This is a genomic window from Methylobacterium segetis, from assembly GCF_004348265.1.
Classification (GTDB): domain Bacteria; phylum Pseudomonadota; class Alphaproteobacteria; order Rhizobiales; family Beijerinckiaceae; genus Methylobacterium; species Methylobacterium segetis.
Genome location: NZ_SMNT01000120.1, coordinates 1 through 15585, shown reverse-complemented (window position 1 = coordinate 15585; position 15585 = coordinate 1). Strand labels below are relative to the sequence as shown.

General features: G+C 68.9%; 14 protein-coding genes. 6 read left to right on the top strand and 8 right to left on the bottom strand.

All coding sequences use genetic code 11. From position 1 onward, the window contains the following. A partial coding sequence (locus tag E1J50_RS22865; RefSeq protein WP_207919274.1) for a beta strand repeat-containing protein occupies window positions 1–4607 on the bottom strand: 4607 nt, incomplete at its 3' end. A gap of 908 nt (window positions 4608–5515) precedes the next feature. On the opposite strand from E1J50_RS22865, the gene E1J50_RS22860 reads away from it, so the two are divergent. From E1J50_RS22860 to E1J50_RS22845, 4 genes are all read left to right on the top strand, one after another. Beyond that, entirely contained in the window at window positions 5516–6334 is an 819-nt protein-coding gene (locus E1J50_RS22860; RefSeq protein WP_132256070.1) for a 2OG-Fe(II)-dependent halogenase WelO5 family protein, read from the top strand. A 5-nt stretch (window positions 6335–6339) separates the two neighbouring features. Beyond that, window positions 6340–7131 carry a class I SAM-dependent methyltransferase gene (locus tag E1J50_RS22855; protein ID WP_132256069.1) on the top strand — a complete coding sequence of 264 codons (792 nt, stop codon included), beginning with the start codon at window positions 6340–6342 and terminating at the stop codon, window positions 7129–7131. A gap of 153 nt (window positions 7132–7284) precedes the next feature. Further along, on the top strand, window positions 7285–8658 hold the full coding sequence (locus E1J50_RS22850) for a B12-binding domain-containing radical SAM protein (protein ID WP_132256068.1): 1374 nt from the start codon (window positions 7285–7287) through the stop codon (window positions 8656–8658). Further along, window positions 8655–9968, top strand: a complete 1314-nt coding sequence (locus E1J50_RS22845; RefSeq protein ID WP_132256067.1) for a B12-binding domain-containing radical SAM protein — start codon at window positions 8655–8657, stop codon at window positions 9966–9968. The genes E1J50_RS22850 and E1J50_RS22845 overlap by 4 nt, the downstream gene beginning before the upstream one ends. 16 nt (window positions 9969–9984) lie before the next feature. Here the strand turns inward: E1J50_RS22845 and E1J50_RS22840 are convergent, their stop codons facing one another. Next, window positions 9985–10413 carry a hypothetical protein gene (locus tag E1J50_RS22840; protein WP_245516705.1) on the bottom strand — a complete coding sequence of 143 codons (429 nt, stop codon included), beginning with the start codon at window positions 10411–10413 and terminating at the stop codon, window positions 9985–9987. Between the two features lie 249 nt (window positions 10414–10662). Then, window positions 10663–10836 (bottom strand): hypothetical protein, encoded by a 174-nt coding sequence (locus E1J50_RS27555; RefSeq protein ID WP_165937950.1) that lies wholly within the window; start codon window positions 10834–10836, stop codon window positions 10663–10665. A 144-nt stretch (window positions 10837–10980) separates the two neighbouring features. On the opposite strand from E1J50_RS27555, the gene E1J50_RS22835 reads away from it, so the two are divergent. Then, the gene (locus E1J50_RS22835; protein WP_132256066.1) at window positions 10981–11763 is read left to right on the top strand and encodes a L,D-transpeptidase; all 783 of its coding nucleotides are present in this window, start codon (window positions 10981–10983) and stop codon (window positions 11761–11763) included. A 33-nt stretch (window positions 11764–11796) separates the two neighbouring features. On the opposite strand, the gene E1J50_RS22830 is transcribed toward E1J50_RS22835, so the two are convergent. Next, window positions 11797–12096, bottom strand: a complete 300-nt coding sequence (locus E1J50_RS22830) for a hypothetical protein (protein WP_405029785.1) — start codon at window positions 12094–12096, stop codon at window positions 11797–11799. Between the two features lie 270 nt (window positions 12097–12366). Further along, the gene (locus E1J50_RS22825) at window positions 12367–12669 is read right to left on the bottom strand and encodes a hypothetical protein (protein ID WP_132256064.1); all 303 of its coding nucleotides are present in this window, start codon (window positions 12667–12669) and stop codon (window positions 12367–12369) included. Between the two features lie 187 nt (window positions 12670–12856). On the opposite strand from E1J50_RS22825, the gene E1J50_RS22820 reads away from it, so the two are divergent. Beyond that, window positions 12857–13213, top strand: a complete 357-nt coding sequence (locus tag E1J50_RS22820; protein ID WP_132256063.1) for a hypothetical protein — start codon at window positions 12857–12859, stop codon at window positions 13211–13213. A gap of 12 nt (window positions 13214–13225) precedes the next feature. Here the strand turns inward: E1J50_RS22820 and E1J50_RS22815 are convergent, their stop codons facing one another. The 3 genes from E1J50_RS22815 to E1J50_RS22805 form a co-directional block, all read right to left on the bottom strand. Next, entirely contained in the window at window positions 13226–13801 is a 576-nt protein-coding gene (locus E1J50_RS22815) for a hypothetical protein (RefSeq protein ID WP_132256062.1), read from the bottom strand. Between the two features lie 371 nt (window positions 13802–14172). Next, the gene (locus E1J50_RS22810) at window positions 14173–14433 is read right to left on the bottom strand and encodes a DUF6894 family protein (protein ID WP_132256061.1); all 261 of its coding nucleotides are present in this window, start codon (window positions 14431–14433) and stop codon (window positions 14173–14175) included. Between the two features lie 329 nt (window positions 14434–14762). Then, window positions 14763–15585 (bottom strand): hypothetical protein (locus E1J50_RS22805; protein ID WP_132256060.1); only part of this gene is annotated, 823 nt, incomplete at its 5' end.

The following is a 15585-nucleotide window of genomic DNA, read 5'->3' as shown; positions in this document are numbered from 1 at the left end:
CCCGCGGCCAGGACGAGGGTGCCGGCTTGGTTGAGGGTGCCGCCGGTGAAGGTGTTGGCGGCGCTGAGGGTGAAGGTACCGGTGCCGGTCTTGGCGAGGCCGCCCGCGCCGCCGATGACGCCGGCGAAGGTGGTGCTGGAATTGTCGGCGCCGGTGGTCAGGACCTGACCGGCCGCGATCGCCACCGTGCCGCCCGCCGCGCCGCCGCCGGCCAGCGAGCCGATCGTCTCGGAATTGGTCACGAGCAGACGCGCGCCGGCGACGTTGTCGATCGTCACCGGTGCGGTGTCGAGGATCGCGGCGCCGTTGCGAACCTCCACCGTACCCTGTGCGATGTTGAGGGCGCCGAAGGTGTTGGTGCCCGACAGGATCAGCGTGCCACCGCCCACATTCTTGTTGAGGCCGAGGCCGGTGATCGGCGCCGCGATTTCTGCGGTGATGCCGGCATCGACGCGGATCAGGCTGGCCGCCGGCCCGCTCACCGGATCGCCGACGAGATTGATCACGCCGTTGTCGCCCGCCTGCGTGGAGAGCACGTAGCCGTTGGCGGAGAACTGCAGTCCCTGCACTCCTTGCGTGCCGACGATGCGCACCGCGCCGCCGGGCGCGGCAAACACGCCGAACTGGCCCTGCCAGGTCTGGTTGACCTCGCCCGCCGCCGGATCGTCGGTCCAGTTGGCGCTCCCGGCCACCCAGGTTCCGGCCCCCCCACGCGCGCCCGGCGTGCCGGTCGTGCCAGCCTGCCGGCCGGTGGTGTCGCTGCCGTCCCAGTATTGAACGATCTGGCCGCCGACCGAGACACGGGCGTTGAGCTGGCTCGGAGCGGGCGCGCCAGCGCCGGGGATGGTGTAGACGGCGGCGGTGCCGTTGCTGACGGTGACTGAGGTGAAGCCGGCGTTGGGGTTGGCCGCGCTCGTGATGGTGCCGCCGACATCGTAGAGGCGGTAGAGGCCGCTGGCATTGACGTTCTGGAGGGCGAGGGTGCCGCCGTTGACGGTCAGGTTGCGGCCGACGGTGATCAGGTCATTGGTCGGCCCGTTGACGACGTTGGGCGTGCCGAGGTCAAACGCGTTGGTCGATCCGGCCTGGATCGTGTAGTCGCGGCCGATCGTCAATCCGCCGACCGGTCCAAGCCCGGGGAAGACGCCCGCGGCGACGGTTCCGCTGTTGGTGACGTCACCCGCGAAGGTGCCCGTGCCGACCAGGGTGCCTGCGGCGCCGATGGCCAGGGTCGCCGTAGCCCCCACCGGGGGATTGGCCGTGTTGCCGAACGTCCCGTTGATCTGGAGGGTGCCACCGGTGATGGCCGCTGCGCCCGTGTACTGGGCGCCGGTGGTGTTGGCGCCCGTCAGGGTCTGCACGCCGGTGCCCGACTTGTTCAAGGCTCCCGCGCCGGTAATGAGCCCGGCATAGTCGGTGTTGCCGACGCCACCGACGAGATTGAGGGTACCGGCATTGGCGACGGTCGCCGTCGCCGTCGTGCCCGCGAGGCCGCCGGCCGAGAGCGTCGCGCCGGCCGCGGTTGCGACACCGGCAGCCGCCGTCGAGTCGTTCGTGAGTACGGTGATGCCCGCAAGGCTGCCTGCGTCGACGGAGAGCGTTGCGTTGCCGCCGTTCGTGAAGGTGGAGTTCGCCGTCACGGCGCCGCCGACGTTGAAGGCGCCTCCGGCATTGTTGCCGATGGCGCCGCCGAAGGCCCCGCCAGTGGCGGCGATGGTCGCCGTGTTCGTCGTGCCGCCGTTGGTGGCCCCTGCGGTCTGCGTATAGGAGCCGCCCGTATTGCTCAGGCCGCCGGATACAGTCCCGGAATTGGTGAAACCGCCGCTGTTGGAGACTTGGCCGCCGATGATCCCGCTGTTGGTGAACGTTCCGCTGTTGCCCACGCCGCCGGTGATCTCGTTCGCGTTCGAGCCTGTCCCGGCATTCGTCACGTTGGCGTTGACCGTGCCGAGGTTCGTGAACGTGCCCGCGTTGTTGTTCGTGACGTCGGAGGCGACGCTTGCGCCCGCCAGGATGGCCAGATTCCCCGCGTCGATGCGCGTGCCGCCCGTGTAGGTATTCGCACCGCCCAGGTTCAAGGTGCCGGTGCCGAGCTTCAGCAAGCCGAATGTGCCGCTCGTGCTGGTGATCGGCAGGTTCAGGGCTGCCGTGTTGCCGCCATCGACCGTGACGGAGCTGAACGCCTGATCGGCGGCCACCGCCGCGAAGGGGTTGCCTGTCGCGTTGAGGGTGCCGCCTGCGCCGGCGGCGAGCGTGTAGTTGTTGTCGGAGAAGCGCAGCGACTGGAAATCCCGAGCGCCGACAACGGTGACAGTGGCGGCGGCTGTCGCGGTGTTGGTCGTCCCGTTGCCGAAGACGCCGGCCTGGCCGCGCCAGCGGTCGTTCGCCGTGCCGGCCGCCGGGTCGTCGACCCAGTTGGCGCTGGCAGCGTTCCAGGTTGCGGTGCCACCCTGCGCGCCCGCGATGAACCCGGTATCGGTGCCGTCCCAGTACTGCGTGATCTGACCCGCCCCGAACACGCGCACGTTGATGCCGCTGTTCAGCGTGTAGACGTCGGCGGTGCCGCCGCCGGCCACGGTCGTGGTAAAATCGGAGGGCCCGCCGACGAGCGTGCCGTAGGTGAAGATGCGGTAGACGCCCGCGGGCGGAGCCGTGGCGCCGCCGGTGGTGCCAAGCGTCAGGAGCGAGTCGGTGTTGACGGTGAGGGTATTGGTGACATTGATGAGGTCGTTGTTGGCTCCACCCGTCACATTCGCTTGGTTCAGCTCGAACAGCGTGTCGCTGCCGGTATTGGCAGTGTAGTTCGTCACGGTCATCGTGCCGGGCGAATTGCCGGCCGAGACGGTGCCGCCGCTGCCGACGACCACTGAACCGGCGATGGTGCCCGAGCCGTGCAGGGTGCCGGCCGTGTTGACGTTGATGGTGGCGGTGCTGTTGGCTGTGTCGCCAAACACTCCGTTCACGGCGAGCGTGCCAGCGGTGACGTTGGCCGTGCCCGTGAACTGGCCGTTGCCGGCGCTGTTCGTGCCCGTCAGCGTCGTGGTGCCGGTGCCGATCTGGTTGACGATGCCCGAACCGGTGATCGTGCCGCCGAAGGTGTAATTGGCCGCATTGGTCCGGTTGAAGGCGAGGATCCCGCCCGTCGTCGCGACGGTGCTGAAGACGGTGCCGGCCGCGTCCTGGCCGATCCGGCCGGCATCGCCACCGGCCGTGCCGTCGCCGATCTGGAGAGTGCCGCCCGAGATCGTGGTCGCGCCCGTGTAGGTGTTGGCGCCCGTCAGCGTCAGCGTCCCATTCGACACGGTGAGGCCGCCCGCGCCGGTGGCAATGCCCGTGTAGGTCGTCAAACCATTGGTGATGGTCAGCGTATTGGTGCCGAGGTTCACGCCGCCCGCGCCCGAGAGCGTGGCGATGGAGGCTCCTGCAGGGTTGACGCCTGAGATGTCGAAGGTCCCGCCAACGGCGACACCGCTCGATTGCGCGATCGTGCCGGCGCCCGACAGCGCCAGCGTTCCGCCCGAGATCGTGGTGGCGCCGATGTAGGTGTTGGCGCCGGTCAGCGTCAGCGTGCCACCCGACACGGTGAGGCCGCCCGCGCCGGTGGCGTTGCCCGCGTAGGTCGTCGAGCCGTTCGTGACGGTTAGCGTCTTGCCGCCGAGATTCACGCCACCCGCACCCGAGAGCGTGACGATGGAGGCACCTGCTCCCGCGACGCCCGCGATGTCGAAGGTGGCACCGGTTCCGACATCGACACCGCTCGACTGAGCGATCGCGCCGTTGTTCGATAATGCCAGTGTGCCACCCGAGATCGTGGTAGTGCCTGTGTAGGCACTGTTATTTGATAACGTAACACTGCCAGTCCCTTCCTTCTGGAGTCGACCCGTTCCAGACACCTGCGGTGCAAAAGAGATATTGTCAGTCTGATCGAATAATACGCGCGAATTAGAATTAAGTACGATGGCCGAGGCATTCAAAGTTCCGCTGATGCCGCCATTGCCAATCTGCAGCGTACCGTTTCCTCCAAAACCGGGAAGGCCAACTTGAACAATGCCGTTGCCGAGAGTCGCAGCATTCACTATGGCACCGCTGTCGATGCGTAAAAGAGAAGCTGAGCCGGTGCCACCGACAACGAAATTGTAATTCGCGCCATCAACGGTGAGCGCTGAGCCGACGCCCGTCACGATGGCGATGCCGGCTTGGGTGGAGTTGGGAGTACCGTCGCCGATGAAGAAGCGGGCTGCACTGACCGAGCCGCCCGCTTGAATCGTTAGAGTGCTGTTTTGTGTCGGCGACCCCGAGCCAAGCTGACCGACTGACAGCAGTCCGTCAGTCCCTGTGCCGACGACGGATAGCGTGCCGTCGGCTCCGACGACCAGATTGTTGTCAGCCTGCAGAAGTACACGAGCTGCAGTGGCGCCTGGGAAATTGATATTCGCGGTTTGGCCGGCTGGGCCGCCCGCGATAAACGCAAAATCAGCCGTGGTCGGGGGGGCGGTGAGCGACCAATTGGCGGGCGTGAACCAGTTGTTGTCGCTCGTGCCATTCGTGAAGGTGTTGTCAGCAGCGTTAGCAGGGCTGCTCGCGAGGATAAGTGTCGGCAGCACCATCCTCGAAAGGCGCCGTCGATGAACCCGCGCAAGATGCCCGATCTGTTGGCTGGATTTCGGAAGAATTCCAGCTAGCCGGTATAGGAGAGATTCTGTCGATTCGACCGCCAGCGCGAGACGACGGCTCATCCACTCTCGAGTCATCGACGGAGACGCCGTTCGGAGCAGCACGGTTCGGCCTCGCGATTGTTGCACGACGATCCCGACGAGCGCCGTGGAGGCATCGAGCGCGCGACGAAGCGGATGCAGCGCGTGACGAGACGCAAGACCGGCTGTTGACATCATTCCCCCAAGCGTGCCTGCGGCGGCACGCATGTATGCAATCTTCGCTTGTATTTCTGATTAATGCCTCGCCATGGTTCGGGCAAATTGAACTGATCTCAAGCTCGATCAGTATTGATTTCACAATTTCTGAGGCGTTGTCTTTCCCGCCGGTAGCCTTAAGGCGCCACGCTGGCTAATATCGAGATGAGGCGCTTTAAAAGTCTGATTGTTATGATCGAGTCTGGGCCGCGGGAGAGACAGATTTCAACTCCTGTGTCGCCTCTCTGCAACAGAATCTCGGGCGACGCGCGCATCGTAGAACCTTGTGAAAATCGAAAGTTGAGGTCGGATTTTGCGAAGAAGAAGACCTCGAAGAATGAATTACTGTGCGTTGAATTCGGCAAGAATAGCTTCGGGATGCAACTATTGATTACGATCTCTACCGAGCCTGGTCGGCCGGCCCGGATCGGTGGACGGGTGGCGCGCTCTCAAAGCTCCGTCGGGCCGCCCCGAACGGTGTTCCGCTCCTTCCGACCTCAACGCCCTTCGCCGGGCCGGGGCGGAGGCACTTATGGCCGCGCCTCGGATTGCGGGACGGCGCGCGGCCGCGCTATCCCGCGTGCGGTGGGTGGGACGAAGCCTCGATGACGTTTCTCCGGACGGTCTCCTTCGATGCGGGAGAGGCGGCATCTCACGCGACGGCGCTCGGCCGGCTGCGCGCCGACGAGATCCAGGCGGTCGTGGTGCGCAACGTCCTCGGCCGGGCCGAGTGCGCGGCGATCGTCGCGGATCTGGAGACGAACGCGCAGAACTTCCCGGCCACCGCGTTCCCGGCGCCGTTCCGCTCGTCCTTCTACGGCATGAACCTCAACCTCGCGGATCCGGATCTCGCCGCGTATTTCGCGATGGTCCCCCCGTTCACCGAGAGCCTCGCGGCGCTCATGGCGCCCTATGGCGGCTTCGAGGCGCGGATCACGGGGCTCCTCTCGGCGATCGATGGCGGCCGGCCCTACGGCCCGCCGCCGGGGCCGGGGCGCGCGGGCCCCTACATGGTGACGACCCTTCGCTCGCACCGCGAGGGCGGCTACATCCCGCCGCATTTCGACAACGAGCAGCGCATGCGGCCGAGCTACCGCCATCTCGAGACGCTGGTCGTGGGCGACATCTTCTCCTTCGTCCTCACCCTCTCCAGGGCCGAGCGGGGCGGGATGCTCGAAGTCTTCGACGCGAAGGCCGAGGCGTGGTCCGCCCGGTTCCTCAACCGGGACCGCCCGGCGCCGAAGCCGGACATCGCGAATTTCGCCCGGCACGCCTTCGACGTCGAGGCCGGAACGCTCGTGCTGCTGCGCTCGGGCCGCTACCTCCACCACGTCGCGCCGGTCGGCGGCGCGACCCGGCGCTGGACCGCCTGTTCCTTCATGGCCGAGACGCGGGCGAAGGACGGCGTCTATTGCTGGGGGTAGGGCGGATGGCGCGGGTTCCCGCCTATTTCGACGCGTTCCTCGCGGCGATCGCGGAGGGCGCCCGCATCGACCATGTCCATCTCGGCCACTGGGACGAGCCGGAGCGGGTCGGCCCCGAGGAGGCGCGCGCGACCTTCCCGGCGGCGCAAGCCCACCTGAGCCAGCACCTCGTGACCGAACTCGGCATCGCGCCCGGCCACCGGGTGCTCGATGTCGGCTGCGGCTTCGGCGGCACGCTGCGCGCGATGCGGCGCGGCCATCCGGGCGCCGAACTCTACGGCCTCAACATCGATGCCCGCCAGCTCGCCGCCGGCCTGCGCGACGAGGCCTCCCCGGCGAACGCGTCCTGGATCGCCGCCGACGCTTGTCGCCTGCCCTTCGCCGACGCGACGTTCGACCGGCTCCTCTGCGTCGAGGCCGCCTTCCATTTCCCGAGCCGCCTCCGCTTCCTCAGGGAGGCCCACCGCGTCCTGAGCCCCGGCGGCGTCCTCGTCATGAGCGACCTCCTGCTCCGCCAGCCGGCTCTGCCGCCCGCGACGCTCGCGGCCTTCGCCGACAGGCTCGAGCGGGATTACGGCCCCTGGCCGGCGATGTGGGCCACGGACGCGGAGATCGCGCACGATGCGGCGCGCGCAGGGTTCAGCCTTCGGACCCGTGATGCCACGCGGAACACCGGGCCGAGCTATCACGTCGTCGCGCCGGACGGCCGTCCGGGCCTCACGGGCGGCGTCGTGCTGCGCGAGCTAAATCGGAGCGGCTGCCTCAGCTACCTCTACCTGCGCCTCGACAAGCGCTGATCGGCCAATTCGTCCGCGCCGGGCCCGAGTTGCGTCGGGCCTGCAATGCAGAGGGAAGAGGACGAGCCGATCGACAAGTCTCTTGCAATGCCATCACATTGCCCCTCTCCCTCTCGATAGAGTAGGACGGCCTGCCTACCGCCTTCGAGCCCCATGTCCGGATCGAATCCTGCCGCACGGCGCGTCGCGCTCGTCTGCCTGACCCCGCGCCCGGACGCGCAGGAGCTCGGCCCGTTGCGGCTGCCGAGCTTCGGCATCCGGCGCATTCACGCGTCCCTCCTCGCCGATCCCGACCTCGCCGGGATCCGGGTCGCCCTCGTCGACCGGCGAGCCGAGGACGTGGCGGGCTATGTCGAGGAGATCCTCGCCTTCGAGCCCGATCTCGTCGGCTTCTCGATCTACGTCTGGTCGGCGCCGACCCTGATCGCCGTGGCACGCGCCCTGCGCGAGCGCCGCCCCTCGCTCCCGATCGTGTTCGGCGGCCCCTCCGCGCGCTCGGCCTTCTTCGATCTGGAGCCCTACAGCCCGGCGCTTACCTATCTCGACGCTCTGGTCGAGGGCGACGGCGAGGAGATCATCCAGGACATCGCGAAGCTGCCCGCCTTCTCGCGCGCCGCCTTCGAGAGCGTGCGCGGCCTGACCCTGCCCGGACCCGCGGGCTGGGTCAGGACGGAGAGGCGCCCGCAGATCGCCTCGCTCGACCGCATCGCCTCGCCCTACGCGCACGGGCTGATGCCGCGGGGCGGCGTCGCCTACCTCGAGACGTTCCGCGGCTGCCCCCTGTCCTGCCGCTTCTGCGAGTGGGGCTCGAAGGAGAACACCAAGGCGACCTTCTCCGCCGAGTACGTCGCCCGCGAGCTCGACGCCTTCCGCCGCCACGAGGCGCCGGCGGTGTTCCTGCTCGATGCGGGCCTCAACCTGAATATCGGCGCGTTCCGCAACTTGCGCTTGGCCAACCAGCGCTCGGGCTTCCTCAAGGAGACGCTGCTCTGGGCCGAGATCTATCCCTCGATCGTGCGCGACGAGCATCTCGCCTTCATCGAGGAGATCGGCACCGCCTATCTCGGCGTCGGCATGCAGTCGATGGATCCGGCGGTGCTGCGGCTGCACGACCGCCCCACGGATTCACCCCGCTTCGAGGCCGCGGTGCGGGCGCTCGCCCGCGTCACCAACATCGAGCTGCAGATCATCGCCGCGCTGCCCGGCGACACGCCGGAGGGGTTCCGCCGGACGCTCGACTACGCGCTCTCCCTGCCCGCCGCCGTGCGGGTCTACCATTGCCTCGTCCTGCCCGACGCGCTGCTGACCCGAAGCCGGCCGGAATGGGACATCCGCTTCGACCCCGTGACGCTCACCCTGCAATCCTGCGCGGGCTGGAGCGAGGAGGCGGTGGCGCGCACGCGCGCGGAGCTGCGCGCCCGCGCCCTCGCGGCCGGCGGCAAGGCGGGCGAGTTCTGGTGGTCCTTCCCCCGGCAGCAGGAGCGCCAGCCGTCACGCCCCTCCTGGCGCCAGGCCGCCGGGCGGTGAGCGCATTCCGCCCGGGCCGGCGCGTCGCGCTCGTCGCGCAGTACCCGGAGCGCGATCCGGCGATGCCGAGCTTCGTGCCCAATCTCGGCCTGCGCATGGTCGAAGCCTCGATCCGCGCGGCCGGATTCCCCGATCTCGCCTGCCGGATCTGGGATCTGACGGGCGGCGAGGCAGGCGCCATCGCCCGCGAGATCCTGGCCTTCGACCCCGACATCGTCGGCTTCTCGGCCTATCTCTGGTCGCTGCCCTTCCTCTGCCGGGTCGCGCGGCTGATCAAGGAGGACGATCCCCGGCGCCTTGTCGTGTTCGGCGGCCCCTCGGCACGCCCGGTGATGTTCGCCAAGCCCCCCTTCTCGGGCTTCCGCGACGCGATCGACCTCCTCGTGATCAACGAGGGCGAGGAGACATTCCGCGAGGTCGTGTCCCTCACGGAGCGAACCCCGGTCGGGCTCGGCGCCCTGCGCGGCGTCGCCGTCAAGGACGGCCCAGGCTGGCGCGAGACCCCGGCCCGCCCGCTCGCCGATCTCGACAGCCTCGCCTCGCCCTACGCCCTCGGCCTCGTCCAGCACGGCGGGCTCGGCGTGCTGCAGACCTATCGGGGCTGCCCCTTCACCTGCTCGTTCTGCGAGTGGGGCACGATGGAATCGCCCAAGCGCGTCCGCGCGGTCGATCACCTCGACCGGGAGTTCGCCGCCATCGCGCGCCACGACGTCTACGCCGCCCTGCTCGTCGATGCGGGGCTCAACCTCAACCGCAACGCCTTCCTCACCCTGAAGCGGGCCGCGGAGGAGAGCGGCTTCTTCGAGACGCACGGCCTGATCTGCGAGGTCTATCCGGCGGCGGTCCGCCAGGAGCACCTGGATTTCCTCGCCTCGGTCAGCAACGCCTATGTCGGGATCGGCCTGCAGAGCTTCGACAGCGCGGTCCTCGCCCATGTCGACCGCAGCTACGACGAGCGGCGCTTCGACGAGACCTTCGGCAAGCTCGATGCGGTGGCGAGCCTCGCGGTCGAGATCATCCTCGGCCTGCCCGGCGACAATCCGGAGACCTTCCGGCGCAATTTCGAGCGCGCGCGCCGGCTCCCGTGCGCCCTGCGCGTCTATCACTGCGTCGTGCTGCCCTCGGGGCTGATGGTCCGCTCGCCGCCCGAGCACCGGCTCGACTACGATCCCGTCTCGCTCAAGATGCGCTCCTGCACCGGCTGGAGCGAGGCGGCCCTGGAGGCCGAGTGCCGGTTCCTGACCCGCCAGGCGACGCTCAGCGGCGGCCGCACCGGCGAGTTCTTCTGGACCTTCCCGCCGCCGCGCTGAAGCGCGGCCGCCGGGCTCAGCGCACCTTCTTCGTCTCGGCCGGCTTGATGCTGCCCGTCTCCGCCACGCGGTCACGGGCCTGATCCAGGCGCTTCTTGAGGCTGGCCGTATCGCGCTGGGCGGCGGCGAGCTGCGCCTTCGCGGCCTCGCGCGCGGCGACCGTCTGGCCGAGTTCCTCCCGCAATCCCGCGAGCTTCTCCTGGCCGCTGCGCGCGATCTCGGCATTGGCCTGCTCGACCTGCCGCAGGCTCGCCGTCAGGCGCCCGCGATCCGCCTGCAGGAGCTCGACCTGCTCCGCGAGATCGCGCTGCGACCAGGCCTTGCCGGCGAAGGCGCCCCAGCCCGCGAGGGCCGCGAGCCCGAGAACGGCCGCAACCGCCGTCGTGGCATCCAGGCGGACCAGGGCGGCATGCGCCCAATGGGGGAGGGCGGGTAAGCGCCTCATGTAGAACTCCACAGCCATGCTCTCGGCAAGCAACAGGATCGGCCGATCAGCATCGGGAGAATGACGCGACAGGATTAAGGGAGGCTTACGGACCGGATGAGACGCCCGGAATTACTTCGCGGAACCGGTCCTTTGTCCGACCGAAGACGCTCGGACGTCCGATGCGACGGCGCGCGATTCTCGCGGCCCGGCCGCTTCGACGGGTTCGTCAACGCAGGCAGCCATCCTCGGCGCCGCGCCACCGGCCGATCAGCCGAGGACCAGCCAGCAGGCCAATTCGGCCGTCAGCGCACCCATCGTGCAGGCCGCGATGAAGGCCCGGTCCGACACGAACGCGACGGGCGATGCCGCGATCCGTCCCGCTTCGAGCCGCCAGGACCGGGACAGCGGCAAGGATCGAGGGATGTACACGCGCGCCTCCATCGTTCGCCCCACTCCGAAGGGAGTACGGGTTGCGCCGCTCGAAGGTTTCAGGCCTGTTCGGGAATGTGCACGGTCCGCTGCCGGAACCGCCCGAGCGTAGCGAGGCGGAGGCGGACCTTCGGCGTGGGATGCGGGAGGCGGTCCATGACACAGGCTCTACGGGGTCCGGGCATCGGTCGAGGCGCGGCAGGCGGCCTCGGGCGCCTCGCGGCGGGTCTCCTCCTCGGCCTGTCGCTGCCGCTCGCCGCCGCCGCCGAGGTCGTCATCCGGATCGACAAGGCGGGCCAGCGCATGTCCGTGTCGGTGAACGGCCAGGAGCGCCACGTCTGGCCCGTATCGACCGGCGCCTCCGGCTACGACACGCCGAGCGGCACCTTTCGGCCCTCGCGCATGAGCCGGCACCATCTCTCGCGGGAATGGGACAACGCGCCGATGCCCTACGCGATCTTCTTCACCGCCGAAGGACACGCGATCCACGGGACCAACCAGAGCCGGCATCTCGGGCGGCCCGCCTCGCACGGCTGCATCCGGCTCTCACCCGGGAATGCCAGCCGCCTGTTCGCCCTCGTCGGAGCGGAGGGGCTGGCGAACACGCAGGTGGTGGTGGAGGGCGAGGACGGGCTGATCGCGAGCCGCGGTCCGGGCATCGATCCGCTGGCGGCGCTTCAGCAATCGGCCGCGGCGCGAGCCCGGTGGCAAACGGACGGGACGAGCCTCGGCGGTGGGGCCGGCTCGGCGCGGGCGCCGAAGGCGAGCGCGCCGGAGGGCCTGGCGCCTGCGGCGGCACCTGCCCCGACGGTCGAGGCCGCCGTCGGTGCGGCGCCCGCCCCCTCGGTCCCCGCGCCTGTTCCCGAGCGCGACACCGTGCTCGGGAAGCTGCTCGACCGGGGCGCGAAGATGGCGAGGCCGATCTGCACGGCGTGCTGAGCAGGGCCGGGAACGGCCCGCCCGGGGATCGGCTCAGTAGCCGTATTCGTAGGGGCCGGGTCCGTAATAGCCGTAGGCCGGAGCCGGATAATAGTAGCGGGGCGCCTGGGACGCCGCGATCGCGCCGCCGATGATGCCGAGCGCCGCACCCGCGGCGAGCGCACCGCCCACGCCGGGGCCGCGGCGATAGCCGTGATGGCGATGGCCGCGATAGACGTAGCCGTTGTGATAGCCGCCCCGGTAACCCGGGCGCGCTTCCGCCGCCGGCGCGACGAGCAGGGACCCTGCGAAGGCCGCCGCGACGGCCGAAAGAGCCAATTTCCTCACGATCATTCCCTTCCTGCAAATCACGGCCGGATCAGAGCGTTGCTCCGCTGAACCGAGGCTGAACCTCGGACGATCCTGTTGAGCCATCGTTTCCGTCCGGTCGATTGCTGCGGGCAGCGTGAAGGAAGCGCAAATCGATCATCTCACCTTCTAGCCTTTGCTGAGGAGTTGCCCGGCCGGGCGCCGCCCCGCGGCAGCGACCACGCTGGCTCGCCCGCGATGATTGGCTCGGCCGCACCCGTTGCCGCGCCGCGACCGGACGGCGGCCGGGCCGGCTCACTCCTCCGGCGTCAGGGTCGACACGAAGGCATTGCCCAGGCGCGTCGTCGACCTGACCGTCGCGGAGGGCTCGATCCGCGCGATGATCTGCGATCCGTCCCCGTTGCAGAACATTTCCTTGATGTCCGCTTCGCCGAGCCCGAGGTCGCGCGCCAGCAGGTCGTTCACGACGGCGAAGTTCTCCTCCGTGTCGATCGTGAAGCCGAGCGACCGGTGGGGCTTGTAGAACAGCACCCGGTCGCCCGGGCACAGGAACCCCTTGATCGTCTCGAAATCGTAGGTCGGTTCACGCGCCAGCAACTTGCGAACCTCCAGCGTTGTCGAAAGCGTTATCGAAGCGGCGGGTTTGTTGCCGCGGCTCGGACCGACGTCAATGAGCGGTGACGCATGAATCCGAGCTGAGCCATTACTCGACATGAAAACGTAATGGGGCTCAACGCCTTGTGCCGTTCGATGTAAGGTCGTTCGCAAGGAGGCTTTTTCCTGGATGAGCAACAGTCAGAAACCGCTGCCCGAGCAACTCGACACGGTGGCCGAGCTGACGGCAAGGCTCGCCGATCAGGCGATGGCCGAGATGATGTCGCAGCGTGCCGTGTCGGATCGAACGGTCCGGTCCCTCGCGGACGGCGTGCTGCTGCTCGATCAGCATGCCCATCCCATCCCGCGCCTCGCCCTCGACCTGCTCATGCGCATCCACGGCGAGCGCTTCGCCGAGGGGGCGGCCGCGGCGGACGATCCCGTTCCCGAGGCGGGCGGTCACGAGCCGCGCCGCGACGGGGAATCGGGCCCCGGTCGCAAGGTCCTCAAGCTGTTCCGCTCGTTCCGCGCGAAGGGCCGCCCCTGAGAGCGGCCGGGATCAGGGGCCCGGCTTCTGCGCGTCGACGAGGCCGAGACCGCGCAGGATGTCTCCGAGCGGGCCGGCGAGGGTGACGGGCTGAGGAGCCGGCGCCGCCTGCGGCTCGTCCGCTTGCTTCTCCGCTTGCTTCGCGGCCGGCTGCACGGAGGCGACGGGCTTGCGCCCCGGCGCCTTGCGCGCGGCGTGGGCGGAAGGCGCGCGCTTCACCGGCAGGGCCGAGGGACCCGGCTCCCGCTTCAGGAGGGCATCCTGCACGAGAGGCAGATGAGCGGGCGTCTGCGGCCCGGAGGTCGAGGCCGCTGCCGACTGAACGAGGGTTCCGGTCGTCGCGGGCTCTGCCGAAGCGGGCATCGTCGGGGGAGGAGCGGCCTCGGCGCGCAGGCTCGGCTCGGGCTTCGGCCGGGCGGGCGGGTCGCTCCAGGCGCGGGCGGCGAGCGGTGCGGCGGCGACCGAGACGGCCGCGCTTCCCGGAGCGGCGCCGGCTCCCGGATCCGTGAGCGAGGCCGTGCGCGATCCCGCCGTCAGAACGAGCGCGGACAGGGCAGAGGCGCCGAGTATCGCGAAGCTCATCTTCATGATGGGACAACTCAAGGCCAAGCTTTCACGTTCCGTATTCGGTACTCTTCCGGACGCCCGACGAGCGAACGTCACGGCTCTAACCTCGGAACGGCCTGGGCCTCGGCTTCGGGATGGGGACGATCTGCCCGCTGATCGGATCGAGGATGGTCGCGCTCATCTCTGGTGTCCTGTCGCGTGATCGTTGGATCACAGGACGAAAAGGTAACCGGAGGGTTGAGACAGAAGGGACGTGCCGGGGATAACTCAGCCGGTACGGGACCCTACGGAGGGAACGAAGGAACGATCTTCGTTCCGGTCTCGGCCTTCTGATCGGCAGCCCACGAGGCTCGCGCGCGGCGTGGACGGCGTGGCGGCGAAGGCGATCCGCCTCAGGCGGCCGATCTCAGCGCGCTGCGCGCCCGCTCGATGGCGCCCAGCTGGATATGGCAGGAGAGGACGGATCGTTTCTCGTCGTCGAGGATCTCGATGCGCAGAGGGCGGCCGAGGTAGCGGTGCGGTTGATCCGCCGCCACTTCGCACAGGGTCCGCAACGCTTCGCCCAGGGCAGCGTCGTGGTCCGCGCATTCCGTTCCTTCGTCGTCGCTGATCAAGAATTCAGGATCCAAAAATTCAAAGAAATACAGGGCCATTGATTGACCTTTCTACCAAACAGCTTGATGTGGAGGGAACCTGAACGCGGACACGCGACGAATCAGGTGCCGAAGTCATCTTATGAAGTATGTTAAGACGTAATCAACCGGTAGAGGCTGAAGAGAATTGTACTAATACCACCGATCTAATCCCCGCCGGTCCAGTCTCGCCGAGAGCGGCGCGGCGAAAAGGTCAGTAGGGACCGAATCTTAGCCGGCGGGACCCGCGAAGGGGCGGGATCCACGGGCCGCGCGCGCCACGTCAAATGAGTCGCCGCGCGGCCGCCTGTGGCCTCCGGGATACGCCGGGTCGGGCTCAGCGGCGCGGGTCAGGGCCAAACCTTGATGGCGACCGGGCGGCGCAGCAGGTCGCGCTCGGAGGTGATGCGGCACCCCTCGGTGCGCAGGGTCGCGTAGGTGAGGATCGCGGTGTCGCCCGCATCGTCGAAATTGCGGCCCTCGGCGGAGGGGTCGAGCAGGGAGGGATAGGCGATCAATCCCTCCGGCGCCGTGCAGGGATCGTCGTAGAGCGTCGCGCCGGCCATCAGGAGGCGGGGCTTGTCCCAGGCCAGGAGGTCGCGCGAGCTCGTCCAGTAGAAGCCGGATTGCGGGAATTCGCCCCCCGCCTTCGCCATGAACACGGCGATGAAGGCGCCCGTCCCGCGGTGGCGCACCACCGCGCCGACCGGGGCCGGGAACGGGGCCACCGGCTTGCAGGTGTCCGGCAACCTCGCCCGGGCGGCGTAGGGATCGGGGAAGGCCGCTGTGAAGCCCGCGCCCGTCCAGGCGCGCCAGCTTGTCGGGTCGTCCGGCGTCGCGGTCCGGAACAGGCAGACGCCGCTATCCTGATCGCTGCCCGGCCGGTCCCAGCCGGTCGTGGAGGCGAGCATGTAGCGCCAGCGCCCCTGGGCGACGATGTTCGAGGGATTGAAGAAGCCGCGATGCCGGCCCTGGTCGACCTCCTGGCGGAAGGGGGCTGCGGCGACGACGGCGGGTGGGCTGGCGCGCCGGAAGCTGCGGCCTCCGTCCCCGGAGGCGGCGGCCGTGATCGTGTTGTACCAGCACGCCATGTAGGTGCCGGCGGGGCAGCGGCCCTCGTGCTCGTTCGCCTGATACTCGTGGTGCAGGAGGGCCGCGACGGCCCGCCCGTCC

Excerpts from the sequence above, each read along its gene's own strand:
- E1J50_RS27555 (WP_165937950.1), bottom strand. The coding sequence starts at position 10,836 with ATGGAGGCGCGCGTGTACATCCCTCGATCCTTGCCGCTGTCCCGGTCC.
- E1J50_RS22840 (WP_245516705.1), bottom strand. The coding sequence starts at position 10,413 with ATGAGGCGCTTACCCGCCCTCCCCCATTGGGCGCATGCCGCCCTGGTC.
- E1J50_RS22850 (WP_132256068.1), top strand. The coding sequence starts at position 7,285 with ATGTCCGGATCGAATCCTGCCGCACGGCGCGTCGCGCTCGTCTGCCTG.
- E1J50_RS22810 (WP_132256061.1), bottom strand. The coding sequence starts at position 14,433 with ATGGCCCTGTATTTCTTTGAATTTTTGGATCCTGAATTCTTGATCAGC.
- E1J50_RS22835 (WP_132256066.1), top strand. The coding sequence starts at position 10,981 with ATGACACAGGCTCTACGGGGTCCGGGCATCGGTCGAGGCGCGGCAGGC.
- E1J50_RS22830 (WP_405029785.1), bottom strand. The coding sequence starts at position 12,096 with ATGATCGTGAGGAAATTGGCTCTTTCGGCCGTCGCGGCGGCCTTCGCA.
- E1J50_RS22855 (WP_132256069.1), top strand. The coding sequence starts at position 6,340 with ATGGCGCGGGTTCCCGCCTATTTCGACGCGTTCCTCGCGGCGATCGCG.
- E1J50_RS22860 (WP_132256070.1), top strand. The coding sequence starts at position 5,516 with ATGACGTTTCTCCGGACGGTCTCCTTCGATGCGGGAGAGGCGGCATCT.
- E1J50_RS22820 (WP_132256063.1), top strand. The coding sequence starts at position 12,857 with ATGAGCAACAGTCAGAAACCGCTGCCCGAGCAACTCGACACGGTGGCC.
- E1J50_RS22815 (WP_132256062.1), bottom strand. The coding sequence starts at position 13,801 with ATGAAGATGAGCTTCGCGATACTCGGCGCCTCTGCCCTGTCCGCGCTC.